Genomic DNA, 24,583 nt, shown 5'->3' with positions numbered 1-24,583 from the left:
GCCAAGGGAGCGAGCCGTGAGCCGCAACACCGCACGGACTTCGCGAAACGCCGTTCTCGCCGCCCTAGCCCTCAGCCTCGGTTTCGGCGCGTTGCCGGCGCGGGCCGACAAAATCAAGAACCCGACCGCCGTGTTCTCGGGCCTCGACAAGATCACCGGACGCATCGTGTCGTTCGAGGTGGCCGTCGACGAGACCGTTCAGTTCGGGGCGCTCCAGCTCACCCCCCGCGTCTGCTACAGCCGCCCGCCGACGGAGAGCCCCAAGACCACGGCCTTCCTAGAGGTCGACGAAGTCACCCTCGACAGCAAGTATCGCCGCATCTTCACGGGCTGGATGTTCGCCGCGAGCCCGGGGCTCCACGCCATCGAGCATCCGATCTACGACGTGTGGCTGGTCGATTGTAAGGGTGGGGCAGACGTCATCGCCGAGGCCAAGGAGCAGGAGGACGTGCCGGTCGCGGCCGCGAAATCCGAGAAGCCCCGGCGCCAGCGCGGCGGGCAGGACGCGACGCGCACGGCCCAGCAGGTCAATCCCAATGGTCAGGTGGACGTGGAGGCCCCGCGCGGTGTGCCTGTTCAGCCGAAGCAGAAGCCCTCGCGAAAGTTCTTCCCGTCGAACGAGGGTCCGGCTCCGGCCCCCCCGGCGCCGCCGCAGAACCTGTTCGACGCTCTGTTCCGATAGGGTCGCCCTCCCCGCGATGGGGTGAGGATCAGCGCTCTCGCTCCACCGCGAGGGCCGCCAGCGCGGCGTTTCCGTCGATGATCGTGCCCCGTGGCCACACGTCCCAATCGGCCGTGTGGGCGATCGCCTCGGCCAGTCGCCGCTTGTAGACGTGGCGCGGCACCTCCTCGGCGCCGAACTGCAGCAGATGATCGGTGACGAACTGGGTGTCGGCCAGGCGATAGCCGCCGGCCCGCAGGCGGGCGACGAGGTGGACGAGCGCTACCTTCGAGGCGTCCCGGACGGTGTGGAACATGCTCTCCCCGAAGAAGGCCGCTCCGAGGGACACGCCGTAGAGACCACCCACGAGGTGGCCCTCGGCATAGACCTCGACCGTGTGGGCATACCCCGAATCGAACAGGGCGCCGTAGAGGTCCCGGATACGTGCGTTGATCCAGGTGCGTTCGGCGTCCCGACGCGGGGCGGCGCAGCCGGCGATCACCGCGTCGAAATCATGGTCGACCCGAACCGAGAACCCGTCCGACCGAACGGTACGCGCCAGACGCTTGGCGACGTGAAATCCGTCGAGTGGAAGAATTCCACGCGCCTTGGGCTCGACCCAGTAGATCGCCGGATCGTCGGCATCCTCCGCCATGGGGAAGATGCCCGCCGCGTAGGCCTTGAGCAGGATCTCGGGCGTGATGTCCACGCGGTCGGCGTCGTGCATGAATGGACTTTGCCGTGCGGTGCGTCGGAACGCTAGGGCGGAACTGCGGGCCGCGCGGATCGTGAACGCGAAACGGCGAAGCCCCGAAGGCTCCGCCGATTTTTCGTGCCTTTCACAAACCTCGCGGTGTGCCGTCGTGGTCTGGATGGAAGCCGGCGGCGACCGCGAGGTTCGCGAGACTTTCTCTGATCCGTCCCTTAGAATTCCGGGCCACCCGACGTCGCGCCAAGATTCGGCACCGTCCGATTGTTCTGCTCTGCGTTGCCGCCCTTGGCCGAGTCTACGATGACGGCCTCGCTGTTCGAAGGAAGCTGGCGGGGGCCAACACTGCCGGTCACGTCAAGGTCGACGAGATCGGTTTCGGCGTTGCGGTACGCACCGTAGACGGACGGGTTGTCGATAGGGCCGCGTGTGGTGTTGCCGGCCTGGGGGACGGCCCGCTCGGGCTGACCGACATTGCCGGAGGGGGACTGGGCGAGGGCACCGCCGACGGTGAAGACCAGGGCGGCGGCGGCATAGGCGAGGGACTTCATGAGGTGCTTTCGAGATGCGTCGATAGGGTGTCCGGCTGGCTCGGGGCGGCGGGCGCCCCGGCTGGAAGTCCGACTTCCGTCCGGTGTCCCAGAGAAAGTCGATTGCACACAATCTGTTCCTCGAAACATTGCGTCGGCAAAGTATGATGTGCGGCGGCGCACCATCGTCATGCTGCAGGCGCGAAAGAGGGCCGCCGAAACGCAAAAGGCCGGCCCCAACTGGGGCCGGCCTTAATCGGGATGCTCGGACGATAGACAGGTGGGTGGCGTTACCGTGCCGGGCCGCCCGATGTCCCACCGGTGTTCGGCACCGCGCGCTCGTTTTGCTGGGCGTTTCCACCCTTGGCCGAGTCGACAGCGCCGGTGCTCGACGACACGCCGTTCTCACCTGCCGGCATTGAGCCGGACCGGGCTGGGGCCATGTCGCGGCTCGCCGGGTTTTCCAGGGGACCGCCCGTGGTGTTGCCGGCCTGCGGCACGGCCCGCTCGGGCTGAGCGACGTTGCCCGAGGGTGCCTGCGCCAGGGCGGGCCCGGTCAAAAGGGCCGAGACGATGAGCAGGGGGGTGAGGCGCATGAAACGATTCCTTGGCGGGTCCGAGAAAGGTGCCGCTGCGGAACCGATGGTGCGGCTGACAACTGGCGGCGTCCGATAAGAACGGGCACCGTCGCATCCCGTTCCGGCTGCCGTCGCCACCGGTGGCCCTACGGCTCGTCGAGCCCCCCCTCGGCAAGGAATTTTTCCAACCAGTGGATGTCGTAGGCACCGTTCTGCACATCGGCATTGCGCACGAGGGTGCGGAACAGGGGCAACGTGGTGTCGACCCCATCGACCACGAACTCGTCGAGGGCTCGGCGCAGGCGCATGAGGCACTCGTTGCGGGTGCGCCCATGAACGATGAGCTTGCCGATGAGGGAATCGTAGTTCGGCGGGATGCGGTATCCCTGGAATACGGCCGAATCGACGCGGACCCCGAGGCCGCCCGGCGGGTGGAAATAGGTGATGAGTCCGGGAGATGGCCGGAAGGTCGCCGGGTGTTCTGCATTGATCCGGCATTCGATAGCGTGACCGGAGACTGCGATCTCGTCCTGGGTCACGGACAGCGGCAGGCCGGCCGCAACGCGGATCTGCTCGTTCACGAGGTCGATCCCGGTGATCATCTCGGTGACCGGATGCTCGACCTGGATGCGTGTGTTCATCTCGATGAAGTAGAACCGCCCGTCCTCGTAGAGGAACTCCACGGTGCCTGCGCCGAGATACTTCAATTCCTGCATGGCGCGGGCGCAGATGCCCCCGATCTCGGCACGCATATCCGCGTTGAGGGCGGGCGAGCCGCCCTCCTCCCAGACCTTCTGGTGCCGGCGCTGCAGCGAGCAGTCGCGCTCGGCCAGATGCACGGCGTTGCCGCGCCCGTCGCCCAGCACCTGAACCTCGATGTGGCGCGGCTTCTCGAGGTACTTTTCGAGATAGACGGCATCGTCGCCGAAGGCGGCCTTGGCCTCCTGGCGGGCCATGCCGAGGGCCTGTTCGAGGTCGGCTTCCGTGCGCGCCACCTTCATGCCGCGTCCGCCGCCGCCCGACGCGGCCTTGACCAGCACCGGGTATCCGATCTCGGCGGCGATGCGTTTGGCCTCCACGGGATCCTCGACGCCGCCCTCCGAGCCCGGCACGCAGGGAATGCCGAGGCGCTTGGCGGTGCGCTTGGCCTCGATCTTGTCGCCCATGATGCGGATGTGCTCGGCCTTGGGGCCGATGAACCCGATCTCGTGATGCGCCAACACTTCGGCGAAGCGGGCATTCTCCGACAGGAAACCGTAGCCGGGGTGGACGGCGTCGGCGCCGGTGATCTCGCAGGCGGCGATGATGGACGGGATGTTGAGGTAGCTGTCGCGGGCGGCGGGCGGGCCGATGCAAACGCTCTCGTCGGCGAGCCGCACATGCATCGCGTCGGCATCGGCCGTGGAATGGACGGCGACGGTCGCGATCCCGAGTTCCTTGGCCGCGCGCAGGATGCGCAGGGCGATCTCGCCCCGGTTGGCGATCAGGATCTTGTCGAACATGATGCCTCGATCCTCACTCGATGACGAGGAGGGGTTCGCCGAACTCGACGGGTTGGCCGTCCTCGACGAAGACGGCCGTGACGGTGCCGGCGCGGGGCGCCACGATCTCGTTGAAGGTCTTCATCGCCTCGATGAGGAGAAGCTTCTCGCCGGCCTCCACCTGCGAGCCGACATCGACGAACACCTTCGCGTCCGGGGATGGCCGGCGGTAGGCGGTGCCGACCATGGGCGAGGGCACCGCGCCGGGATGACCGGATCCGGCGCGCGCGCGCTCGGGCACGGAGCCCGGTCCGGCGACGGGCTGGGGCGCGGGCGTCACCGCCGCGAGGGCCGGGGCGGGTGCCGCCACCTGCACGTGGACCGGCTCGATGCGGCGGGCGACGCGGATGCGCAGGTCGCCCTTCTCGACCTCGATCTCGGTGAGATCCGTCTCGGTGATCAGCTTGGCGAGTTCACGCACGAGCTCAGGATCGAAGGGATCGTTCTTGGACATCGGCTCCTTGGGCATCGGCTCGGTCGTCGTCAGTCAGGGATTCGCATGTCCGGAAGCGGTTGCCGCCTCCGGGGTTCGTCGGCTTCAGCAGCTGGCGTGGCCGCACTGGCGGACGTCGCTGATGGTCTTGCGGATGGGATCGACACCGACGGCGCCGGGAATGACCTCGTCGCCGATGATGAAGGCCGGCGTTCCCGACAGGCCGAGCTTGTCGCCCAGCGTCATGTTCTCCGAGAGCGCCGCCTTCACGTCTGGCCCCTGTGCGTCCTTGGCGAGGCGCGCGACGTCGAGGCCCATCTCCTTGGCCACCGCCAGGGCGCGTTCGCCCGTAACACGGCCCTTGGTCTCGAGGAGCTTGACGTGGAAGTCGAACATCTTGTCGGCCTTGAGCTGCTGCTTGGCGGCGAGCGCAAGCTTGCTGGCTTCGAGGGATTCGGCCCCGAGCACGGGGAAGTCGCGCAGCACGACGCGCAGCTTCGGGTCGCCCTTGATCAGCGCCTGGATGTCGCCGAGCGCCTTGCGGCAATAGCCGCAATTGTAGTCGAAGAACTCCACCATGGTGACGTCGCCGGCCGGGTTGCCGGCCACCACGCCGTGGGGCGAGTTGTGCAGCGCCTCGCGGGATTCCTTCAGGGCTGCGGCCTGGGCCAGCTTCTGGGTCTCCTGGGCGCGCTTCTCGCCTTCGGCGATGGCTTCCTGCAGCACGTCCGGGTTCTTGACGAGGTAGTCCTTGACGATGGCCTCGATGGCCTGGCGCTGGGTGTCGGAGAAGACCGGGGCAGATGTTACCGGGGCCGGCGTCGCCGCGGCCGGAGCGTTCTGCGGGGTCGTCTGCGCCAGGGCGGCTGAAGCCCCGAAGAGGACGACGGAGGTGAGAAGTGACCGGAGCAGGGGCATGCGTCCTCGCGGGGGCACGGCCGATGAAAACGCGGCCGGGCGAAAAAGATCGTGCACGTCGGGCTGTGCGTCTATCGCCGGGGTTAGGCGTTTTCGCGGCGGCGGGTCAATCGCGCAGTCGGACGGTCGCCGAGTTTCCGTCCCGACGCGAACACTTTAAAGACGCCGACATGACGCTTCGATCCCCCCGCGCCGCGACCTCTCCCCTGCCGTCCCGCCGCGCCGCGCGGGTGGCGCCATTCCTCGCCATGGACGTGATGACGGCGGCCGCCGCCCGGGAAGCGCGCGGCGACGGCGTGGTTCACATGGAGGTCGGCCAGCCCTCGGCACCCGCTCCCCGCGCCGTCGTCGCGGCGGCGCAAGGTGCCCTCGCCGGGGGGACCCTGCCCTACACTCAGGCACTGGGCCTGCCGGCCCTGCGCGCGCGGATCGCCCGGCATTACGCCGACACCCACGGCGTCACGGTGGCGCTCGAGCGCATCGTCGTAACCACGGGGTCGTCGGCCGGCTTTATCCTGGCCTTCCTCGCCCTGTTCGATGTCGGCGCACGGGTCGCCGTACCGCAGCCGGGCTACCCGGCCTATCGCAGCATCCTCAACGCCCTCGATCTCGTCCCGGCCCCCCTCCCCCTACGGCAAGTGGACCGCTACGCCCCAACGAGCCAGGGCCTGCGCGCCCTCCACGAGGAAGCGCCATTGGCCGGGGTGCTGGTGATGAGCCCGGCCAACCCCTCCGGCACGGTCATCGCGCCCGAGCGTCTCGCCGATCTCTGCGCCACGGCCCGCGCCCTCGATCTGCGCTTCATCTCCGACGAGATCTACCATGGTCTCAGCTTCGGCGTGCCGACCGACACGGCGCTCCGCTACGAGCCCGACGCCATCGTCATCAACTCGTTCTCTAAGACGTGGTGCATGACGGGCTGGCGCATCGGCTGGATGGTGGTTCCGGAATGGCTCGTCCGCCCCGTGGAGCGCCTGGCCCAGAACCTTTTCATCTCGGCACCCTACCTGTCCCAGGTTGCCGCCCTGGCAGCATTCGATGCGGTGGAGGAGGTCGAGGCCGTGCGCGCCGGCTACGCGGCCAACCGCGAGTTGCTGCTCGATGCGTTTCCGGGCCTTGGCCTCGGGCGCACGCATCCCGCGGACGGGGCGTTCTATCTCTATGCCGACGTGGCGAACCTGACGGACGACGCGGCCGGGTTCTGCCGGCGGATGCTCGACGAGGCCGGGGTCGCCGCCACGCCGGGCCTCGATTTCGACGCCGTCGCGGGCCAGCACCACGTCCGGTTCTCGTTCGCGGGCTCGCATGCCGATTGCGCGGACGCCGTGCGGCGCCTGAAGGCGTGGCTGCGCTGATGCACACGGACCCCTCGGCCGGACTCACCTACGCCATCGGCGACATCCACGGCTGCGCCGACGCCCTGGCGCGCCTCCTCGCCCGCATCGATACCCACCGGGCCGGCGCCCCGCGCCGCCTCGTGTTCCTCGGCGATTACATCGACCGCGGTCCCGACAGCGCCGGCGTCGTCGCGACCCTGCGCGCCCTCCAGGCCGCAGAGCCCGACGCCGTCACATGCCTCATGGGCAACCACGAGAGCCTGATGCTTAGCGCCTATCGCGACGGCTTCGGCGCCGCGCCGTGGGTCGAGAACGGCGGGGTCGCGACCCTGCAGTCCTTCGGGACGCCGGACCCGCAGGCCCTGCCGCGCGACGTCCTTGCCTGGATGTCCGCCCTGCCGACCGCCTGGGCGGACGCGCGGCGCTACTATGTTCATGCGGGCTTCCGGCCCGGCCGTCCCGGCATCGACCCCGATATCGAGACCCGCCTGTGGATCCGCGAACCGTTCCTCTCGGCGGATTACGATTTCGGCCGTCACGTCGTCCACGGTCACACGCCGCAACGCAGCGGCCGGCCGGATCTGCGTGCCCACCGAACCAACCTCGACACGGCCTGTGTCTACGGCGCCACCCTCACGGCGGGCGTGTTCACGGACGCGCAGGATGCACCGGTCGAGACCCTGCAGGTGTCGGCTGACCTGTGATCCAGCGTCCGCGTGAGCGAAGCTCAGATCCGCCATCCCGATGCGATCGACCCGATCCGATCTGACGTCAGCCGCGCTTGGCCGCCTGCGGACGGGCATCCGATGCCTTCAAGGCCTTCCAGGCGTTCGGTTGGGCGACGAACGCGCGTAGGGCCGCCGTGTTGGCCGCGGCCTCCTCGGGGGAGAGGTCGCGACGGGACACCTCCTCCGCTTCGGCGAATTTTCCCCTGAGGCCGTAGACCAGGGCGAGGTTCTGACGCACCCGGGCATCCGCTCGCGGCTGGGCGGCGGCTCGGCGAAGGGTCGCCTCGGCCTCGTCGAGACGTTTGGCGAGGGCGAAGGAGAGCCCGAGATTCGACAGGATCACCGGATCCTCGGGCTGAATCTTGAGGGCGGCTTCATAGAGGCCTTGTGCGCGGGTGTGGTCGCCGAGCTGATCGGCCACGGCGCCTTGCGCCGAGAGCACGCGCCAGTCGGGCTGAGCCGGCGTGTGGGCGTTCTGAAGCACGTCCGCCGCCTCCGAGAGGCGGCCGACTTCGGCCAAGCTCTTGCCATAGGCGGCGAGCACGGCAGTGTTCTTCGGATTGCGCAGGGCGAGTTGCTGGAGGACCGCCACGGCTTGAGGCCGCTGGTTCGTGGCCCGCAGAGCCTGGGCGTAGCGCATCGCAAGGGCGATGTCGTTGGGGTCAGCGTTGTAGCGCTCGCCCATGGCCTCGACCTCGCGGCGCGTGACCACGTTGGTCTGCGGCCGGCCGAAACTCGGCACCCCGAAGCTCGGCAGCGAGAGGCCTCCGAGGGACCCCGTGGTCTCGGGACCGTCCTTGCGATTGCAGGCGGTTGCAAGCGTGGCGACGAGCGTGAGACCCACGAGGCGCGGAAGCGCCCGTGACGGTTCGAAACGCGGCCGGACCATGGCGACTCCGTCAACCCAACGACCCGGACATTGCTTCACGCTGCCGGTATCCCGGTGGTAGATACTTAACCCTAACCACCGGTTAATTCCGTCTCTCACCGAGGAGCCCAAGCCCTGTCCCGACTGCTCACCGACGCCTCGGACGACGCGTCCGCCACCCCCATCACCTGTGTCGCTCCGTCAGACTGGGCCGCCCTGGAAGCGGGCCTCGACCCTTGCGCGGCGGCCTATGCCCGCGCCACGGCGTTCGCTCCGAAGGCCGGGCGCATCGCGCTTCTCCCGGGGGGCGACGGGCGCCTGGCGCGGGTGCTGCTGGGTCTCGGCGAACCCGGGCCGGGCCGTGATCGCCTCCTCGTCGGCAAGCTGCCCGGCGCCCTGCCGGCCGGTCGCTACCGCCTCGAGGGCTCCGGCTTCAACGGGGCGGAAGCGGCCCTCGCCTGGCTTCTCGGCAGCTATCGCTTCACGCGCTACCGCGCCGTCGGCCCGACCCTTCCGACCCTCGTCGCCCCCGAGGGCGTGGATGTCGAGGCGATCACTCGCATCGCCGAGGCGGTGGCTCTGGGTCGCGATCTCGTCAACACGCCCGCCAACGACCTCGGTCCCGCCGAGATCGAGGCTGCCATCCATACTCTGGCGGAGGCGCACGGCGCCGCCGTCACGGTGATCGCGGGGGATGCCCTCGCGAGGGATTTCCCCCTCGTCCACACGGTCGGAGCCGCGTCGCCCCGTGCTCCGCGCCTCATCGACCTCACCTGGGGCGATCCCGACGCTCCCCGCGTGACCCTCGTCGGCAAGGGCGTGGCCTTCGATACGGGCGGGCTCGACATCAAGCCCTCGAGCGGCATGCTTCTGATGAAGAAGGACATGGGTGGTGCCGCCGCGGCTCTCGCAGCCGCCAGCATGGTGATGGGCTCGGGCCTGCGCCTTCGCCTGCGCCTCATCGTTCCGGCCGTGGAGAATTCGATCTCGGGCGCCGCATTCCGGCCCGGCGACGTGATCCGCAGCCGCGCCGGCCTCACCGTGGAGATCGGCAACACCGATGCGGAGGGGCGCCTCATCCTCGCCGACGCCCTCGCCCTGGCGGATGCCGAGAAACCCGATCTCCTCATCGATTTCGCGACCCTCACGGGCGCTGCCCGCGTCGCCCTCGGCCCCGACCTCCCGGCCTTCTTCACGGAGGACGACAGCCTCGCCGAGGCGGTGACGGCGGCGGGCCGCGCCGCGGTCGATCCGGTCTGGCGCCTGCCGCTGCACGCCCCCTATGACGGCCTCCTCGATTCGAAGGTGGCCGATCTCAATAACGCTCCTGGTGGACCGTTCGCCGGCGCGATCACCGCCGCCCTGTTCCTGCGCCGCTTCGCGCCCGCGACACGGGCCCATGTGCATTTCGACCTGTACGGCTGGAATCCGTCGACGAAACCGGGTCGGCCTGAAGGCGGCGAGGTGCAGACCGCGCGCCTCGTCCATGAGCTGCTGTCGAGGCGGTATCCTGCGGCGGAATAGACTGCGAAGCTTTTTCAAGAACAAGGCTTCGGGCGGAGTAGGCGATGGCACGCCAATGCTTCCTCCGCTTCGAGCGCCTCGTGAAACCCGACAGTCGCCGGTTCTCCCTCGATTCGAAGGCGCTATGCGAGCGAGCTAGACCGCCAAGGCGGCCTTCTCGGCTTCGTAGGCTTCCCGCACGACGGCGGCACCGTACGCGCGTTCCAGACGGCGCACGGTGAAATGCGCACGGGCCGTCACCTGGAAGTGGTCCATGAAGGCCGTGTTGACGGCGGCGCCCCCGACGGCGCCGAGGATCGGGACCGCCTGGGCGGCGACCTTCTGCGAAACGACGACGCCGAAGCGGGCGGCGATCTGCGTCGAGAATCGGATGAGGGCGGGGGCCGCTTCGTCGAGGAGGGCGCGGTTGCCGGCGTAGCGCGCCGCCTCGGCCATGGTCTTGGCGAGGGCTGCGCGCACGGCGAAGTAGCCGCTCTCCGTGAGCGGCGTCTCTCCCGTGCGACCGCCGAGGGCGAAGACCTGCACGCAGGCCAGGGCGTTCTCCGGATCGGACAGGTCCTCGCCCTCCTCGCGGGCGATACCCGCGATGGAGCGCAACATCAGGGTTGTGGAGAGGGGCAACTCCACCGCCAATGTCGCGAGGCCGAAGGCCCCGCCGACGGCACCGGAGACGGCCGCCATGGCCTTGTGGGCGAAATCGCTCGCCGGGAGCAGGCGTCCGAGGCGCGTACCGGCGCTCACTGGCGCTTCGGCGAGGGTCTCTACGAGGTCGTTGCCGGCCGGCACCACGGTCTTCTGCGCTTCCGGGAGGGTGGCGAGCGCCACCCGCAGGGCGGTCTGCATCGCACTCTCGGTCGCCCGCGACACGGCACCGGTGACGGCTTCGGGCAGCGCCCGGCCGATCATGTCGAGGGGGGCGCCCGCCGCCGCCGACAGGCGCGAGGCCAGACCCGGATTCTCGAGGGTCCTTACGGCCCGTCGCAGGGCGGCAGCATCGAGGTCGCTCAACTCTGCCGCGCCCTTGGAGACGAGGTCCGATTCGCTGGCTTCGTCCGTACGGGAATCCTGAGGGTGGGATTCGGGAACGAGGGAGATGTTGCTCACGTCTGGGATCTCACGCGTGGGCCGGGCACCGCGGTGCCGGGATTGGATGATGGAAGCCTGGGGTTGCCGGGATGGTTCCCTGCCAGGATCTCGGCGTCGGTCGGTTGAACGGCGGCGGCATCCGCCCCGACGCCCTCCGCCGCTCGCGCGGCGCTGCGCTCCCCTGCCCGCCCGACGAACAGGCAGAGCACCACCACCGGAATGCCGACGGCCGCCGTGAACGCGAAGAACACCGGATAGCCGTAGGCGGCCACCACGTAGCCCGAGGTGCCGGCGACCAGCTTGCCGGGAAGCGCGTAGAGGGAAGAGAACAGGGCGTACTGGGTCGCGGCGAAGCCCGGTGCGGTCAGGCTCGACATGTAAGCGATGAGCGCCATGCCGGCGAAGGAACCGCAGAAATTGTCGATGGAGATGGCCGCCGCGAGGCGCCACACCTCCGGGCCGCCGAAGGACAGCCAGGAGAAGGCGAGGTTCGAGGCGGCGCCGAGGAACGCGCCGACCACCAGGGTCGGGAACAGCCCGAAGCGCTGCATCGCCCAGCCCCCGACGAACGCACCCGCGATGCCGACCCAGATGCCGTAGAGCTTCGACACGGCACCGATTTCCGTGAGGCTGAAGCCGACCTGCCGGTAGAGCGGGCTCGCCATCACGCCGGAGATGAAATCCGGCATCCGATAGAAGGCGACGAGGACAAGAATCGCCCACAGGCCGAACCCGAGACGGCGGTGCAACTCGGCGAGGGGCTCCAGCACGGCGCCACGGAACGTCCAGACCTTGACGGGGCGACCGGCCAGGGCGTCGACGGCCGCCGCCGCTCGCGCCTCGTCGCCCGACCGGTCGAAAGCCGGAGCCAGGAGGGCGGCCACGAGTCCGACGGTCATCAGGGCCGCCATGGCGAGGTAGGCCGCCTGCCATCCATAGGCATCGGCGAGGAACAGGGCGCCGGCTCCCGCCGCCATGAGGCCGAAGCGGTAGCCGAGGTTCGAGGTGGCGGCGAGGGCGCCCTGCAGATCGGTGCCGGCGGCGTCGATGCGCCAGCCGTCGATGACCACGTCCTGGGTGGCGGCGCAGAATGCCAGGAGGAAGGCACCAAGACCGAGGAGCGCGAGACTTGTGGACGGATCGGCGAAGGCCATCAGGGTCAAGGCGGCGGCCACGGCGCCCTGCGTCGTCACCAGCCAAGCGCGCCGGCGGCCGAGGCGGCCGGTGAGCACCGGCACGTCGAACCGGTCGATGAGCGGCGCCCAGAGGAACTTCAGTGTGTAGGGCAGCGCGAGGTAGCTGAAGAGGCCGATGGCCTTGATGTCGACGTCCGAGTAGGCGAGCCGCGTCGAGAAGGTTCCGAGCACGAGGAGCAGCGGCAGGCCAGAGGAGAAGCCCAGCGCCAGCATGAGCGGGATTCGGCGATCCTCGACCCAGGCGCGCAGGCGCGGCCGGCTCCTCACAGGGCTTTCGGCCATGGGATGGAACTCCTTTTCAAGCTCGGCGCTTACATTCGGCGACCGTAACGGGCGTCGGTCACATCCGTTGGGTCGCGTGAGCGAGCGCAAAGGAGCGGCCTCGGCAATCCCGGAAATGGCCGATAATCTGTTAACAGGCTGCGTTCAAACTGCATGTACGCCAATTGGGACTTGCGTCACGGATCGTCAGTCGATTGCATCCCCGCAGACGTCTTCTCGACGTCATACACAGGCGGGCCCTCCCTCGTGACGCGTCGCTCTCCGTCTTTTCGATTCGGGTGCGTTCGGGTTCGCGCGAGGCGGACATGAACGTCCGCCCGCATTCCTTGATCGATTCAGTCGACGCCGACGGAACCTTCGCCTCCGCATTCGCGGCGAGCCCGACGCCGATGGTGCTCGCGGACGCCCAGCGCGAGGATCACCCCATAGTCTGGGCCAATGCGGCGTTTCTCGCGCTGACGGGATACGATTGGGAAGATATCGCGGGCCGCAACTGCCGGATGCTGCAGGGGCCGTTGACGGACTCGGACACCGTCGCGCGCATCGGCGAGGCCCTGGCGAAGGGAGCCCCGTTCGAAGCCGAACTCGTGAACTACCGCAAGGACGGCTCCTGGTTCTGGAACGGGCTCACCCTCTCGCCGGTGCGGGACGCGAACGGGACCGTGACGCATTACTACTCGGCGCAGGCCGACATGACGGGCAAGCGCAATCTCGAAGTCGCGATGACGCACGCCAACCAGGATCTCGGTCGTCAGGTCGCCGAACAGACTGCCGATCTGCGCGCCGCCCTCGAGCAGAAGACCGCCCTCCTCCACGAGGTCGATCACCGGGTGAAGAACAATCTTCAGGTGATCTCCTCCCTCATGCTGCTCAAGGCCCGGCGCACCCCCGAGGGCGAGGCGCGCGACGCCCTCAACGGCATGGCCGAGCGCATCAGCGCCCTCTCGACTGTTCATCGCATGCTGTATTCGGCCGGCGACGTGACCCGCTTCAACTTCCGCGAATTCGCCGATGAGTTCGTCGGCGATCTCGTGGCGGGGATCGACGGTGATCGCACGGTGGTGAACGCCTCCATCGACTCCATGGCTGTGTCGGCCGCCATGGCCGCGCCCCTCGCCCTGATGCTGCACGAACTCGCGACGAATGCGGTGCGACATGCGTTTCCGAATGACCGAGCCGGGCGCATCGGCATCACGGCGCAACGCCGCGATGATGCGCTGCACATGACCATCGAGGATGACGGGATCGGTCTCTCGGCGGGTCCCCCCAATCCGGCGGGGTTCGGGCGCTCACTCGTCGAGATGGTGGTTCGCCAGCTTCGCGGTACGATCGCGTGGAGCGAGACGAATCCGGGAACGCGGGTGGCAATCCGCGTGCCCCTCGATGCCGTTTCCCTGCGCGACGCCACCGCCGATCCCGTGGAGGAGGCACCCCAATGGGAGAAATGACGTCACAACCCCTGCGCATCCTCGTGGTCGAGGATGAGGTGCTCATCGCCCTCGAACTCGAATGCCTGCTCGACGATCTCGGACACGTGACCGTCGGCGTCGCGGGCTCGTCGCAGGAAGCCATCGCCCTCGGGCTTGCGACGCATCCGGACGTCGCCCTCGTCGACATCCACCTCGTCGATGGACCGACGGGCGTGGCCGTCGCTCAGGCGTTGAGCGCCGACCGCCGCACGACGGTGGTGTTCATGACAGCGAACGCCAAGCGCATTCCGGACGATTTCGCAGGCGCCATGGGTGTGATCGCCAAGCCCTATTCCGAGCGGGTCGTGGCCGGGGCGCTGCGCTACGTCGCCGATTGCCGCGCGGGACACGCCGGAAGTCTCGACGGCCTCGACGGGTTCCGCCTCGCCGCCCAGGACGGGAAACGAGTGCACCATTGAAGTCCGCGGCGGATCAGGCGTCCCGCGCCGCCTTGAGGCGGTAGAGGGCATCCAGGGCTTCGCGCGGCGTCAGGGCATCGGGATCAATTCCGTCAAGCACGAGGCGTAGGCCGTCCTCGCGTTCGGGTTCGACCTCCTCCATCGGCGGAGCCGATAGGGCGGCGAAGAGTGGAAGGTCGTCGATGCGCGGACGGGTCGGCCGGTCGCGCTCGGATTTTTCGAGGTTCTTCAGGATGGCTCCGGCACGGGCGATCACCCCCGGCGGCAGCCCAGCGAGGCGCGCGACCTGGAGACCGTAGGAGCGGTCTGCCACACCCGGCACCACCTCGTGCAGGAACACCACCGTGCCCCGGTGCTCGGCCACCTTCAGGGTGGCGTTGTCGAGGTGCGACAGGCGCTGGCCCAGCGCCGTCAGCTCGTGGAAGTGGGTGGCGAACAGGGCGCGGCAGGCGTTCTTCTCGTGCAGGTGCTCGAGGCAGGCCCAGGCGATGGACAGGCCGTCGAAGGTCGCCGTGCCGCGCCCGATCTCGTCGAGGATCACGAGGGAGCGCCGGGTCGCCTGATTCAGGATCGCGGCGGTCTCGACCATCTCGACCATGAAGGTGGATTGCCCGCGCGCCAGATCGTCGGCGGCGCCCACGCGCGAGAACAGCCGGTCAACAAGGCCGAGCCGGGCGCTCGTCGCCGGTACGAAGGCGCCGATCTGTGCCAGGACGGCGATGAGGGCGTTCTGGCGCAGGAAGGTCGATTTGCCGCCCATGTTCGGCCCGGTGATGAGGCGGATACGGCCGCGCCCCTCCCCCGACAGGTCGCAATCGTTGGCGATGAACGGCTCGCCCGACAGGCGCAGGGCGGCCTCGACCACGGGGTGGCGCCCACCCGTGACGGTGAAGTCATAGCCGTCGTCCACCACCGGGCGGCGCCAGTCGCGCTCCACGGCGAGATCGGCGTGGGAGGCTGCGACGTCGAGGGCGGCCAGGGCATCGGCCACCTGCGCGATGGCGCCGGCCTGCGCCAGCACCTCGCCGCAGAGACCGTCGAACACAGCCGTCTCGAGGGCGAGCGCCCGATCCGTCGCCCCGGCGATGCGGCCTTCGAGGTCACCGAGTTCGACGCTGGTGAAGCGCATGGCGTCCACCATCGTCTGCCGGTGGATGAAGGTCTCGCGCATCACCCCCTTAAGGCAGGTCTCACCGACGGCCTGCGGCACCTCGATGTAGTAACCGAGCATGTTGTTATGCTTGATCCGAAGCGTCCTGCACCCGGTTTCCTCGGCGTAGCGCGCCTGGAGGGCGGCGATGACCTTTCGCGAATCCTGACCGAGCACACGGCACTCGTCGATCTCGGGCGAGTAGCCCTCGCGGACGAAGCCACCATCGGTGCGCTTGAGGGGCAGGTCGTCGGCCAGGGCGGCGCGAAGATGGGTCACGAGGGCGGCATCGACATGCCGGAGGCGCTCGCCGAGGGTCGCGAGGTCGTCCGGCAGGCCGTCGAGGGTGGAAAGGCGGGTTGCGAGGGCCTGCGCGGCATCGAGCCCGTCGCGCAGGGCCGCGAGATCACGGGGACCGCCGCGGCCAAGGCCGAGGCGCGACAGGGCGCGGGCGAGATCGGGCGCCCGCGCCAGGATCTCGCGGAACGCCTTTCGCGAGACGCCCTGTTCCGTGAGCCAGGCCACCGCCGCATGGCGCCGCCGGATGGCGTCGAGGTCGGTCAGCGGCCCGGCGAGGTGCTCGGCGAGGAGCCGCGCCCCGCTTGCCGAGACCGTCCTGTCGATGGCGTCGAGGAGGCTGCCCCGACGCTCGCCCGACAAGGTCCGGGTCAGCTCGAGGTTGGCGCGCGTCGAGGCGTCGATGGCCAGGGTCGCCCCCGTGGCTTCCCGGGTCGGCGGCGACAGGGTCGGGCGCGCACCGATCTGGGTACGCTCGATGTAGAGCAGCGCCGCGCCCGCTGCCGCGATCTCGGCCCGGCCGAACTGGCCGAAGCCGTCGAGGGTCGAGACGCCGAACTGAGCCTTGATCCGCCGCTCGGCCGCCGCCGGCTCCAGCTCGGCCTGCGCGAGGGGGGTCACGGGGGCGGGCACCTCCCGCCATAGGCGGGCGAGGGCCGGATCGTCGTGGATCGTCTCGGACAGGACGATCTCGCGAGGCTCGTGGCGGGCGATAGCCGAGGCGAGTTCGGTGGCCGGCACCTCGCTCAGACTGAAACGGCCCGTGGAGATATCGAGGGCGGCGAGGCCGTAGACATGGTCGATGTCCGCTTTGCGGCGGCCGATGGCGAGCAGGACGTTGGCTCGGGCCGGGTCGAGGAGCCGGTCTTCCGTGATGGTTCCGGGGGTGACGAGGCGGACGACCTCGCGACGGACCACGGATTTCGGGCCCCGCTTCTTCGCGTCCGCCGGGTCCTCGGTCTGGGCGCAGACGGCGACGCGATGGCCGAGCGCAATGAGACGACTGAGATAATCGTCCGAGCGTTCCACGGGCACGCCGCACATGGGGATATCGGCGCCGCCATGCTTGCCGCGCTTCGTCAGTACGATCCCGAGCGCCCGGGAGGCGATCTCCGCATCCTCGAAGAACAGCTCGTAGAAATCTCCCATCCGATAGAACAGGAGGCAGTCGGTGTTGGCGGCCTTGATCTCGATGTACTGCGCCATCATCGGCGTGGCACCGGCCGTATCGAGCACCGCAGCGCTGGTGGTGTAGTCCGACGGGGCGGCACCGGTCTTCGGGACCGAACGGGCGGGGCGCGGTGACGGCGATGGGCGCTGAGACATGGCGTCAGACTATCAGACGCCGACGTCGATGATCAGCGCGCGGTGCGATCTCCCCTGGGGAGAAGGGTGGACAAGGGAGTATCCACGAAAAAGGGCCGGCGCTCGTGCACCGGCCCCGATCAATCAGGTGGCCTTTGATCTCAGTAGCGCGGACCGCCCGTGGTCTGGCCCTTCTGCTGCATGTAGCCCGGCTGCTGCGGGTTGCGCGAGTTCGGGTTGCTGCTCATGCGCGAGGCCGGCATCCGGCGCATATGGCGACCATGGCCCATGCCGCGGTAGCGCATGCCCTGGTAGTGGCGATGACGGCTCGCCACCTGCTCAACGGAGTGATCGCCGGCAACGATCGGGGCACCGACCGGCATGGCCGGGGCGGCGGAGGCGGCGGTCAGGCCGAAGGCGCCCAGGAGGGTGCTGGCGGCAAGGGCAATGGCGATTCTGGTCATTCGGTTCGTCTTTCGTCGATGCCCCGAGCGGGCGTCGCTGCGACAAGTCACAGTGTGCGATTCCGTTCCGCGATCTTTCTCCGGTTCGTGCATCAACTGCCGGAAATGACTAACGCTTTTATCGCCGAACGACGGATTGAACGTTGCGGCCGAAGTTTTCGCGGCACCGGAGCGTGCGGATCACGAGGCGAGGTCCGGGATGCATTTCGCCCCGGACGAACCTTGGCCGACCGACCGTGACGATGCGCGAGCCGCCCGGTCATCCCGACTTGCAGTGCGAGGCGCTTCGCGGCACGAGCCGGGTGATGTCGTCCGGCCCCGCCACCACACCCGATCTGCCCATCGAGGCGGTCCTGCCTGCCCTCGCGGAAAGGCTCGCCGAACGGAGCGCCTGCGTTCTCGTCGCTCCCCCGGGGGCCGGCAAGACCACCCGCGTGCCCCTGGCGCTCCTCGACGCGCCCTGGCTCGCGGGCCGCAGGATCATTCTGCTGGAGCCGCGCCGCCTCGCCGCCCGGGGGGCAGCCGAACGCATGGCGCAGACCTTGGGCGAACGGGTGGGCGACACCGTCGGCCTGCGCGTGCGGCTCGGCTCAAAGATTTCGGCGCGGACCCGCATCGAGGTGGTGACCGAGGGCGTCTTCACCCGGATGATCCTCGACGATCCCGAACTCGTTGGAATCGGCGCAGTGGTGTTCGACGAATTCCACGAGCGGTCCCTGGATGCCGACCTCGGTCTCGCCCTCGCCCTCGATGCCCAGGGGGCCCTGCGCGAAGACCTGCGGATCCTCGTGATGTCCGCAACCCTCGACGGCGCCCGCGTCGCGACCCTGCTCGGCGACGCCCCCGTGATCGAATCGGAAGGACGCGCCTATCCCGTCGAGACCCGCCACAGCGCCCGCGATCCCGACCAACGCATCGAGCAGGCGATGACGGATGCGATCCTGCGGGCCCTGCGAGCCGATCCGGGCTCCGTCCTGGCCTTTCTGCCCGGACAGGGCGAGATCCGCCGGGTGGCGACCCTGCTTGCCGACCGGATCGACGCTGTGACCCACGTCGCGCCCCTGTACGGTGCCCTGACCCCGGCCGAGCAGGACCGTGCCATCGCGCCTGCCCCGCCCGGCCGGCGCAAGGTGGTGCTCGCCACCAGCATCGCCGAGACCTCCCTGACGATCCAGGGTGTGCGGATCGTCGTCGATTCCGGCCTGTCGCGGGTACCGGTCTACGAGCCCGGCCTCGGTCTCACCCGCCTCGTCACGGCCCGGGCTTCGCGCGCCTCCGTCGATCAGCGCCGGGGCCGCGCCGGGCGCACGGAGCCGGGGGTCTGCCACCGCCTGTGGGCGGAGGCCGCCACCAACGCCCTCGAACCGTTCGGACGCCCGGAAATCCTCGCCGCCGATCTCTCGGGCCTGCTCCTCGATTGTGCCGCCTGGGGGGTGGCCGATCCTACGACCCTCGCGTTCCTCGATTCTCCGCCGGCCCCGGCCCTCACGGAGGCCCGCGCCATGCTACGGGCCTTGGATGCCCTCGATGCCGATGGCCGCCTCACCCCCATGGGGGTGGCGTTGCGCGCCCTCCCCCTACCGCCGCGCCTCGCGCGGATGGTGGTGCAGGCCGCCGCCCACGGCCGCGCACGAGAGGCGGCGAACCTCGCCGCCGTGCTGGTGGAGCGCGGGCTCGGCGGCGACGCCGTCGATCTCGGCGACCGGGTCGAGCGCTACGCGCGCGATCGCGGGCCCCGGGCCCAGGACATGCGACGCCTCGCGGACGGCTGGGCGAAGCAGGCGCAAACCTTCGCCCGCGCTCAGAGGGACGCCGGGGCCGATTTTTCCGAAGCCGGCCCCCTCCTCGCCCTCGCCTATCCCGACCGGGTGGCGCGGGCGCGGGGACGCGACGGTGAGTTCGTGATGGCCAACGGCCGCGCCGGGCGCCTCGATCCCGCCCTGCCCCTGGCGCGCGAAGCCTTCCTCGTGGTGGCCGACCTCGTCGGGACGGCCGCCAACGCCCGGATCCTCGCCGCCGCACCCATCGCCCTCGAGACCATCGAAGCGCTGTTTCCCGAGCGCATCGCCTCGGTCACCCAGGTGGCGTTCGACAAGGGCGCGCGCGCCCTGCGGGCCCGGGCTCAGCGGCGCCTCGGCGCCCTCACCCTCGGCGAGCGCATCCTGCCGGTGCCGCCGGATGCCGACTCCGCCGTGATCCTGGCGAACGGCATCGCGGAGCTCGGCCTGAGCGTTCTGCCGTGGACACCGGCCCTGTCGCAGTGGCTCGCGCGCCTGCGCTTCCTCCGTGCGGCGGATTCCACCTGGCCCGACCTCTCCGACGCGGCCTTGGGCGCGACGGTAACGGATTGGCTGGCGCCCGAAATCGTCGGACGCGCGAGCCTCGATGCGATCACGGCCGATGACCTCGGCTGTGCCCTCCAGGCCCTCCTGCCGTGGGATCTGCGCGCCCGACTCGAGATAGAGGCGCCGACCCATTTCGAGGTGCCCACCGGTTCGCGCATCGCCCTCGACTACGAATCGGAGGGTGGGCCGGTCCTGGCGGTCCGGGTTCAGGAACTCTTCGGCCTCGAGCGCCATCCCGCCATCGCGGGCGGCCGGGTGCCCCTCGTGCTGCACCTGCTCTCCCCGGCCTCGCGACCGATCCAGATCACCCGTGACCTACCGGGGTTCTGGCGCGGGTCGTGGAGCGCCGTGCGCTCAGAGATGCGCGGGCGCTACCCCCGGCACCCCTGGCCCGAAGACCCCGTGGCCGAACCGCCGACGCGGCGGGTGAAGCCGCGCGGCACGTGAGGATGACGCCGGTCCTTCGGCGCCTCGGCCGTGCCGTCGATTCGCGCGGCCGCATCTCGTCCTACGCCTATCGGCGGTTCACCGTCCGGGCGATCCTGTACGGCGCCGGCCTGCTGTGCCTCAGCATCTGGCTTGCCGCCCTCGGCGCCCGGATGCCGGCGATGATCGTCGCCTTCGGCCTTCCCGTCCTGGGAATTGTCATGCTCGCGGCCACGGCGCGGCGGCTGCACGATCGTGACCGCACCGCCGGCTGGCTCATGGCCTGGGTTGGCGTTCAGGCACTGGGCTTCGCCCCCCTCGACCGGCTGGCCGACTCCGAGCCCGTCCTCGTGATCGCTCTTCTCCTGGCGATGCTCGGCTTCTCGGCGTGGTTCGTCATCGAGACGCTCCTGCGCGAGGGAACCCCCGGCCCCAACCGCTTCGGACCGCCCGCCCTGAGGGAGGGACGCGGACGGCGACCGGAGGTCTAATGCGGCCTGGCGCGGTCGATCACCTCGCGCGCTGCTGCGAAGGCCGCATCGGCGTCGAGGTCGGTGGTGTCGAGGAGCACTGCGTCGGCCGCCGCCTTCAACGGGGCAGTGGAGCGCTGGGCGTCGCGGGCGTCGCGGGCGACGATGTCGTCGAGGATGGCCCCGAGGCTCGTGCTCTCGCCCCGGCGCTGGAGCTCGAGATGGCGCCGCCGCGCCCGCTCTTCGGGCGCCGCCGTGATGAACAGCTTCACCCGCGCATGGGGGCAGACGACGGTTCCGATGTCGCGCCCGTCGAGGACCGCGCCCAGGGAATTGCCGGCGAAGCGCTGCTGCCAGGCGAGGAGGGCCGCGCGCACGGCCGGCACCGACGAGACGCGGGAGGCCGCCTCACCCATGGCGCGGTCGCGCAGGCGGGGGTCGGCGAGGCGGTCGGCGATGAGGGTGGCGGCGGCCCGCGCAGCGGCCGCGTGATCGTCGATGGCGTAGCCCGCGTCGAGGACCGTGAGGGCAACGGCCCGGTAGAGCAGGCCCGTGTCGAGGTGCGGCAGGCCGTAATGGGCGGCGAGACGCTTGGCGAGCGTTCCCTTGCCGGAGGCGGCCGGGCCGTCGATGGCGATGACGAGGGGCAGATCGCCCATGTATGCCGCGCTCATGGGGTGATCCGTCCGCCCAGCGCCTGCATGGTCGGCAGGAAGCTCGGGAAGCTCGTGGCGATCATGGCGCCGTCGTCGACGGTGACGGGCTCGCGGGTGGCGAGCCCCAGCACGAGGAACGCCATGGCGATGCGGTGGTCGAGATGCGTCGCCACCGTGCCGCCGCCCTTCGGCGCGGTGCCGTCGCCATGCACCACGAGGTCGTCGCCCTCGATGATGTGGGCGATGCCGTTGGCCTTCAGCCCGTCGGCGACCGCCGCCAGGCGGTCGGATTCTTTCACCCGCAATTCGTGCAGGCCATTCATCCGGGTGGTGCCCTCGGCGAAGGCCGCTGCCACGGCGAGAATCGGATACTCGTCGATCATCGCCGGCGCGCGCTCGGGGGGCACGTCGACGCCGTGCAGGCGGCTCGCGCGCACCCGCAGGTCCGCCACGGTCTCGCCGCCCTCCTCGCGCTCGCGCAGGCGCTCGATGTCGGCGCCCATCTCGATGAGGGTGGTGATGAGGCCCGTGCGGAGCGGATTCATCATCACGCCTTCGATGGTGACCTCGGAGCCCGGCACGATGAGGGCCGCGACGAGGGGGAAGGCTGCCGAGGACGGATCGGCCGGGACAACCACGTCGGTCCCCCGCAGGGTCGGCTGGCCGGTCAGCGCGATGGTACGGCCATGGCCCTCCGGCCCGTGGGCCGTGACCTCAACATGGGCGCCGAACAGGCGCAGCATCCGCTCCGTGTGGTCGCGGGTCGCCGCCGCCTCGATCACCGTGGTGATGCCCGGCGCATTGAGGCCCGCGAGCAGCACCGCCGACTTGATCTGCGCCGAGGCGACCGGCGTCTCGTACGTGATGGGAATCGCCTCGCGCGGACCGCGCAGGGTGAGGGGTACGCGCCCACCCTCCTGTTCACTCACCACCTCGGTGCCCATCCGAACCAGGGGATCGAGGATGCGCCGCATCGGCCGCTTGCGCAGGGAGGCGTCGCCGTCGAACGTTGCGGTGACGGGCTGGCCGCCGACGACGCCCATCATCAGGCGCGAGCCCGTGCCGGCATTGCCGAAATCGAGGACGTCCGCAGGATCGGTCAGACCGCCGAGCCCGACGCCGAGGATGCGCCAGCGTCCCTCGCCAAGGCGCTCCACCGTGGCGCCGAGGGCCTCGGCGGCGGCGGCGGTGCGCAGGACGTCGTCGCCTTCCAGCAGACCTTCGACCCGGGTCTCGCCGATACTCAGCAGCCCCAGGATCATCGCCCGGTGCGAGATCGACTTGTCGCCGGGCGGCCGCAGGGAGCCCTGGAGGGCGAGGCCCGCCGTGGCGGTGAGGGGTTGGGGCGCAAGGTCGTGTGACACGGGCTGGACTCGGGTTTCGGCTGCGTGTGTCGAGCCCGGACCGAAGGCCGGATCGCCACGTACCGCGAGGGAGCCGGCAGGGACGAACCGGCTTGTGAGAGGCCGGTTATCACGCAGGACGGGCCGCGTCATCCGAGGGGGCTCGCGTGGGGTCTTCGAGTGGGGTGCGGGCACTGCCGAAGCCGAGGATGGCATGGGAAAGGCGTCGTCGCACCTGTGCGAATTGACAGGAGCCCTGCGCGCGACTAACGGGGCGCCTCCCCCAAAATCGACTTTAGAGGTTCGCCCGTGGCCAGACCGGAACTCGGCTTGAAGCGTCAATGCATGAGCTGCGGCGCCAAGTTCTACGACCTCGACAAGGACCCGGCCACCTGCCCGAAATGCGGCACGATCTATCAGGCCGCCGCCACCTCGCGCGTCGCAGCGCCCGCCCTCGCGTCGCGCTCAGCCGCCGTACCGGCGGATGACGACGAGGACACCGATGCCGAGAAGGGCGGCCCCGAGATCGTCTCCCTCGACGAGGTCGAAGCGGCGGACGACGACGCGGACACCGCGACGGACGACACCGATACCGACAACGCGGACGGCGACGACACCTTCCTCGAGGAGGAGGATGCGGGCGACGACGACGTGGCCGATCTCATCGACGGCGACATCGAGACCGACGAGGAAGGCTGAGCCTCTCCTCCCCTCGGCCGGCAAAAAACTTTGCCGGCCGGCGAGAAAGGGGCTTGAGGCCGGAGCGGCGGCCGAATATAGAACCGCCATCGCCGGTCGCCACCACGGGGGCCGGTCGAAACGCTCCCGGAAACAGCTAAGCTGCTGAATTCGGAGGCAAAAAGTGGGGCCTTAGCTCAGCTGGGAGAGCGCTTCCATGGCATGGAAGAGGTCATCGGTTCGATCCCGTTAGGCTCCACCAATCGGCTTTCCCTCAAAGCCGATCACGACAGACGACGTAGACCAGACAATGTGGGGCCTTAGCTCAGCTGGGAGAGCGCTTCCATGGCATGGAAGAGGTCATCGGTTCGATCCCGTTAGGCTCCACCAGTCCGGTCCGTTTCTGTCCATCCTGTTTGCATCGGATCTCTGATAGCTTCGCCGGCTCGGCCGTGAGGAAGCAAAGGTGGCGCGAGCACTGCGACGGTTCGCCGTGACACCAGCGTCCGTAGTTTGGTTTCCGATGCCGATCCGGTTTTTCCGAGCATGATGCCGCCAGTCGATGGGCCGGTTTCCAATGAGACGGCGCAGAGCCTGATCGCCGACCTGACGGCACGTCTGCTCACCGGGTCCAGCGCCACCGCCGTCTTGGAAGCGTGGTGCACCGAGCGCGGCTTTCCCGATGCCGATCTCCTGGCTGATCCTATTCCGGGTCCACAGCGGCCACTTAAAGCGGCTCAGCGTGAGCGTCTGAGGCTCGGTGACAGCGAGGCCGTGCGTCACCGCCGCGTCCGTCTTGTCTGCGGCGCGCGCGTCCTCTCGGTGGCCGACAACTGGTATGTCCCCGCCCGTCTCACCCCGGCGATGAACCGCAGCCTCGACGCGACGCGGGCGCCGTTCGGCCGGGTCGTGCACCCGCTCGCCCCGACGCGCCACACCCTGGCTCTGCGAGGCCTACGCAGCTCTGGCGCAGCCCCCGCCCCCGATGAGGCGCTGTTCGTCTTGCAGGCCGTCCTGGCGACTCCGGACGGTGTGGCGTTCTGCGAGGTGGAGGAAACGTATTTCGGGAGCGTTCTGGGTGGGTCGGCTTCGTACGATGACGAAGAGGTGCCGCATCCTTCGTCCAACGGGTGAACACGCCTCCCGCGCGACGCTGTCGCTCGGCGGCGG

The 24,583-nt window shown here is 69.6% G+C and carries 23 protein-coding genes and 2 tRNA genes; 12 read left to right on the top strand and 13 right to left on the bottom strand.

What is annotated here, in order from left to right; all coding sequences use genetic code 11:
- Positions 1–16 precede the first annotated feature (16 nt).
- Entirely contained in the window at positions 17–682 is a 666-nt protein-coding gene (locus MFF01_RS13175; RefSeq protein WP_238226008.1) for a DUF2155 domain-containing protein, read from the top strand.
- A 28-nt stretch (positions 683–710) separates the two neighbouring features.
- On the opposite strand, the gene aat is transcribed toward MFF01_RS13175, so the two are convergent.
- The 6 genes from aat to MFF01_RS13145 all read right to left on the bottom strand — a co-directional run bounded on the left by aat (position 711) and on the right by MFF01_RS13145 (position 5,370).
- Positions 711–1,388: a leucyl/phenylalanyl-tRNA--protein transferase gene (gene aat, locus MFF01_RS13170; protein ID WP_238226006.1), complete on the bottom strand. Its 678-nt coding sequence runs from the start codon at positions 1,386–1,388 to the stop codon at positions 711–713.
- A 197-nt stretch (positions 1,389–1,585) separates the two neighbouring features.
- Positions 1,586–1,921, bottom strand: coding sequence for a hypothetical protein (locus MFF01_RS13165; protein ID WP_238226004.1), 336 nt, complete (start codon positions 1,919–1,921; stop codon positions 1,586–1,588).
- Between the two features lie 269 nt (positions 1,922–2,190).
- Positions 2,191–2,496 carry a hypothetical protein gene (locus MFF01_RS13160; protein ID WP_238226002.1) on the bottom strand — a complete coding sequence of 102 codons (306 nt, stop codon included), beginning with the start codon at positions 2,494–2,496 and terminating at the stop codon, positions 2,191–2,193.
- A 128-nt stretch (positions 2,497–2,624) separates the two neighbouring features.
- The gene (gene accC / locus MFF01_RS13155) at positions 2,625–3,980 is read right to left on the bottom strand and encodes an acetyl-CoA carboxylase biotin carboxylase subunit (RefSeq protein WP_238225999.1); all 1,356 of its coding nucleotides are present in this window, start codon (positions 3,978–3,980) and stop codon (positions 2,625–2,627) included.
- A 13-nt stretch (positions 3,981–3,993) separates the two neighbouring features.
- Positions 3,994–4,473, bottom strand: coding sequence for an acetyl-CoA carboxylase biotin carboxyl carrier protein (gene accB / locus MFF01_RS13150; protein WP_238225997.1), 480 nt, complete (start codon positions 4,471–4,473; stop codon positions 3,994–3,996).
- Between the two features lie 84 nt (positions 4,474–4,557).
- Positions 4,558–5,370, bottom strand: coding sequence for a DsbA family protein (locus tag MFF01_RS13145; RefSeq protein WP_238225995.1), 813 nt, complete (start codon positions 5,368–5,370; stop codon positions 4,558–4,560).
- Positions 5,371–5,540: 170 nt separating this feature from the next.
- On the opposite strand from MFF01_RS13145, the gene MFF01_RS13140 reads away from it, so the two are divergent.
- Together MFF01_RS13140 and MFF01_RS13135 are read left to right on the top strand one after the other, a co-directional pair.
- On the top strand, positions 5,541–6,725 hold the full coding sequence (locus MFF01_RS13140; protein ID WP_238225993.1) for a pyridoxal phosphate-dependent aminotransferase: 1,185 nt from the start codon (positions 5,541–5,543) through the stop codon (positions 6,723–6,725).
- Entirely contained in the window at positions 6,725–7,411 is a 687-nt protein-coding gene (locus MFF01_RS13135) for a metallophosphoesterase family protein (protein WP_238225991.1), read from the top strand. Before MFF01_RS13140 ends, MFF01_RS13135 begins: the two co-directional genes overlap by 1 nt.
- A 67-nt stretch (positions 7,412–7,478) precedes the next feature.
- Here MFF01_RS13135 and MFF01_RS13130 read toward each other — a convergent pair whose 3' ends face one another.
- Positions 7,479–8,324: a tetratricopeptide repeat protein gene (locus tag MFF01_RS13130; protein WP_238225989.1), complete on the bottom strand. Its 846-nt coding sequence runs from the start codon at positions 8,322–8,324 to the stop codon at positions 7,479–7,481.
- A 114-nt stretch (positions 8,325–8,438) separates the two neighbouring features.
- Between MFF01_RS13130 and MFF01_RS13125 the strand changes: the two genes are divergently transcribed.
- Positions 8,439–9,827, top strand: a complete 1,389-nt coding sequence (locus MFF01_RS13125) for a leucyl aminopeptidase family protein (RefSeq protein ID WP_373319756.1) — start codon at positions 8,439–8,441, stop codon at positions 9,825–9,827.
- 135 nt (positions 9,828–9,962) lie between these two features.
- On the opposite strand, the gene MFF01_RS13120 is transcribed toward MFF01_RS13125, so the two are convergent.
- Entirely contained in the window at positions 9,963–10,835 is an 873-nt protein-coding gene (locus MFF01_RS13120) for an EcsC family protein (RefSeq protein ID WP_238226049.1), read from the bottom strand.
- A gap of 92 nt (positions 10,836–10,927) precedes the next feature.
- On the bottom strand, positions 10,928–12,391 hold the full coding sequence (locus tag MFF01_RS13115; protein WP_238225987.1) for an AmpG family muropeptide MFS transporter: 1,464 nt from the start codon (positions 12,389–12,391) through the stop codon (positions 10,928–10,930).
- A gap of 305 nt (positions 12,392–12,696) precedes the next feature.
- Between MFF01_RS13115 and MFF01_RS13110 the strand changes: the two genes are divergently transcribed.
- Positions 12,697–13,839: a PAS domain-containing protein gene (locus MFF01_RS13110; RefSeq protein WP_238225986.1), complete on the top strand. Its 1,143-nt coding sequence runs from the start codon at positions 12,697–12,699 to the stop codon at positions 13,837–13,839.
- A complete protein-coding gene (locus MFF01_RS13105) occupies positions 13,836–14,279 on the top strand; it encodes a response regulator (RefSeq protein ID WP_373319752.1) in 444 nt (147 codons plus the stop codon). The genes MFF01_RS13110 and MFF01_RS13105 overlap by 4 nt, the downstream gene beginning before the upstream one ends.
- Before the next feature lie 13 nt (positions 14,280–14,292).
- Here MFF01_RS13105 and mutS read toward each other — a convergent pair whose 3' ends face one another.
- Positions 14,293–17,052, bottom strand: a complete 2,760-nt coding sequence (gene mutS, locus MFF01_RS13100; RefSeq protein ID WP_373319751.1) for a DNA mismatch repair protein MutS — start codon at positions 17,050–17,052, stop codon at positions 14,293–14,295.
- Between the two features lie 140 nt (positions 17,053–17,192).
- Positions 17,193–17,495 (bottom strand): hypothetical protein, encoded by a 303-nt coding sequence (locus tag MFF01_RS13095; protein ID WP_238225967.1) that lies wholly within the window; start codon positions 17,493–17,495, stop codon positions 17,193–17,195.
- A gap of 305 nt (positions 17,496–17,800) precedes the next feature.
- Here MFF01_RS13095 and hrpB point away from each other — a divergent pair, with 305 nt between their 5' ends.
- Positions 17,801–20,287, top strand: a complete 2,487-nt coding sequence (gene hrpB / locus MFF01_RS13090; protein WP_238226045.1) for an ATP-dependent helicase HrpB — start codon at positions 17,801–17,803, stop codon at positions 20,285–20,287.
- Positions 20,288–20,289: 2 nt separating this feature from the next.
- Entirely contained in the window at positions 20,290–20,757 is a 468-nt protein-coding gene (locus MFF01_RS13085) for a DUF805 domain-containing protein (RefSeq protein WP_238225965.1), read from the top strand.
- Here MFF01_RS13085 and cmk read toward each other — a convergent pair.
- Together cmk and aroA are read right to left on the bottom strand one after the other, a co-directional pair.
- Positions 20,754–21,410, bottom strand: a complete 657-nt coding sequence (gene cmk / locus MFF01_RS13080) for a (d)CMP kinase (protein ID WP_238225962.1) — start codon at positions 21,408–21,410, stop codon at positions 20,754–20,756. The genes MFF01_RS13085 and cmk overlap by 4 nt on opposite strands.
- Entirely contained in the window at positions 21,407–22,756 is a 1,350-nt protein-coding gene (gene aroA / locus MFF01_RS13075) for a 3-phosphoshikimate 1-carboxyvinyltransferase (RefSeq protein ID WP_238225960.1), read from the bottom strand. Before aroA ends, cmk begins: the two co-directional genes overlap by 4 nt.
- Positions 22,757–23,044: 288 nt before the next feature.
- Here aroA and MFF01_RS13070 point away from each other — a divergent pair, with 288 nt between their 5' ends.
- The 4 genes from MFF01_RS13070 to MFF01_RS13055 all read left to right on the top strand — a co-directional run bounded on the left by MFF01_RS13070 (position 23,045) and on the right by MFF01_RS13055 (position 24,547).
- Positions 23,045–23,434: a TIGR02300 family protein gene (locus MFF01_RS13070; RefSeq protein ID WP_283207189.1), complete on the top strand. Its 390-nt coding sequence runs from the start codon at positions 23,045–23,047 to the stop codon at positions 23,432–23,434.
- Positions 23,435–23,599: 165 nt separating this feature from the next.
- Positions 23,600–23,675, top strand: a tRNA-Ala gene (locus MFF01_RS13065).
- 52 nt (positions 23,676–23,727) lie between these two features.
- Positions 23,728–23,803: transfer RNA gene (locus tag MFF01_RS13060), tRNA-Ala, on the top strand.
- 123 nt (positions 23,804–23,926) lie between these two features.
- On the top strand, positions 23,927–24,547 hold the full coding sequence (locus MFF01_RS13055) for a hypothetical protein (RefSeq protein ID WP_238225958.1): 621 nt from the start codon (positions 23,927–23,929) through the stop codon (positions 24,545–24,547).
- The last annotated feature ends 36 nt before the right edge of the window (positions 24,548–24,583 follow it).

Source organism: Methylobacterium adhaesivum, assembly GCF_022179065.1.
GTDB classification, from domain to species: domain Bacteria; phylum Pseudomonadota; class Alphaproteobacteria; order Rhizobiales; family Beijerinckiaceae; genus Methylobacterium; species Methylobacterium adhaesivum.
Note: the sequence above shows the minus strand (reverse complement) of the source record. Positions and strands in the feature narration are given on the sequence as shown.

Bases quoted from the DNA above. Each gene is read 5' to 3' on its own strand.
- MFF01_RS13135 (WP_238225991.1), top strand. From the start codon at position 6,725: ATGCACACGGACCCCTCGGCCGGACTCACCTACGCCATCGGCGACATC.
- MFF01_RS13140 (WP_238225993.1), top strand. From the start codon at position 5,541: ATGACGCTTCGATCCCCCCGCGCCGCGACCTCTCCCCTGCCGTCCCGC.
- MFF01_RS13160 (WP_238226002.1), bottom strand. From the start codon at position 2,496: ATGCGCCTCACCCCCCTGCTCATCGTCTCGGCCCTTTTGACCGGGCCC.
- MFF01_RS13165 (WP_238226004.1), bottom strand. From the start codon at position 1,921: ATGAAGTCCCTCGCCTATGCCGCCGCCGCCCTGGTCTTCACCGTCGGC.
- accC (WP_238225999.1), bottom strand. From the start codon at position 3,980: ATGTTCGACAAGATCCTGATCGCCAACCGGGGCGAGATCGCCCTGCGC.
- MFF01_RS13110 (WP_238225986.1), top strand. From the start codon at position 12,697: ATGAACGTCCGCCCGCATTCCTTGATCGATTCAGTCGACGCCGACGGA.
- MFF01_RS13095 (WP_238225967.1), bottom strand. From the start codon at position 17,495: ATGACCAGAATCGCCATTGCCCTTGCCGCCAGCACCCTCCTGGGCGCC.
- MFF01_RS13085 (WP_238225965.1), top strand. From the start codon at position 20,290: ATGACGCCGGTCCTTCGGCGCCTCGGCCGTGCCGTCGATTCGCGCGGC.
- MFF01_RS13115 (WP_238225987.1), bottom strand. From the start codon at position 12,391: ATGGCCGAAAGCCCTGTGAGGAGCCGGCCGCGCCTGCGCGCCTGGGTC.
- cmk (WP_238225962.1), bottom strand. From the start codon at position 21,410: ATGAGCGCGGCATACATGGGCGATCTGCCCCTCGTCATCGCCATCGAC.
- aat (WP_238226006.1), bottom strand. From the start codon at position 1,388: ATGCACGACGCCGACCGCGTGGACATCACGCCCGAGATCCTGCTCAAG.
- accB (WP_238225997.1), bottom strand. From the start codon at position 4,473: ATGTCCAAGAACGATCCCTTCGATCCTGAGCTCGTGCGTGAACTCGCC.
- MFF01_RS13105 (WP_373319752.1), top strand. From the start codon at position 13,836: ATGACGTCACAACCCCTGCGCATCCTCGTGGTCGAGGATGAGGTGCTC.
- mutS (WP_373319751.1), bottom strand. From the start codon at position 17,052: ATGTCTCAGCGCCCATCGCCGTCACCGCGCCCCGCCCGTTCGGTCCCG.
- MFF01_RS13130 (WP_238225989.1), bottom strand. From the start codon at position 8,324: ATGGTCCGGCCGCGTTTCGAACCGTCACGGGCGCTTCCGCGCCTCGTG.
- MFF01_RS13145 (WP_238225995.1), bottom strand. From the start codon at position 5,370: ATGCCCCTGCTCCGGTCACTTCTCACCTCCGTCGTCCTCTTCGGGGCT.
- hrpB (WP_238226045.1), top strand. From the start codon at position 17,801: ATGTCGTCCGGCCCCGCCACCACACCCGATCTGCCCATCGAGGCGGTC.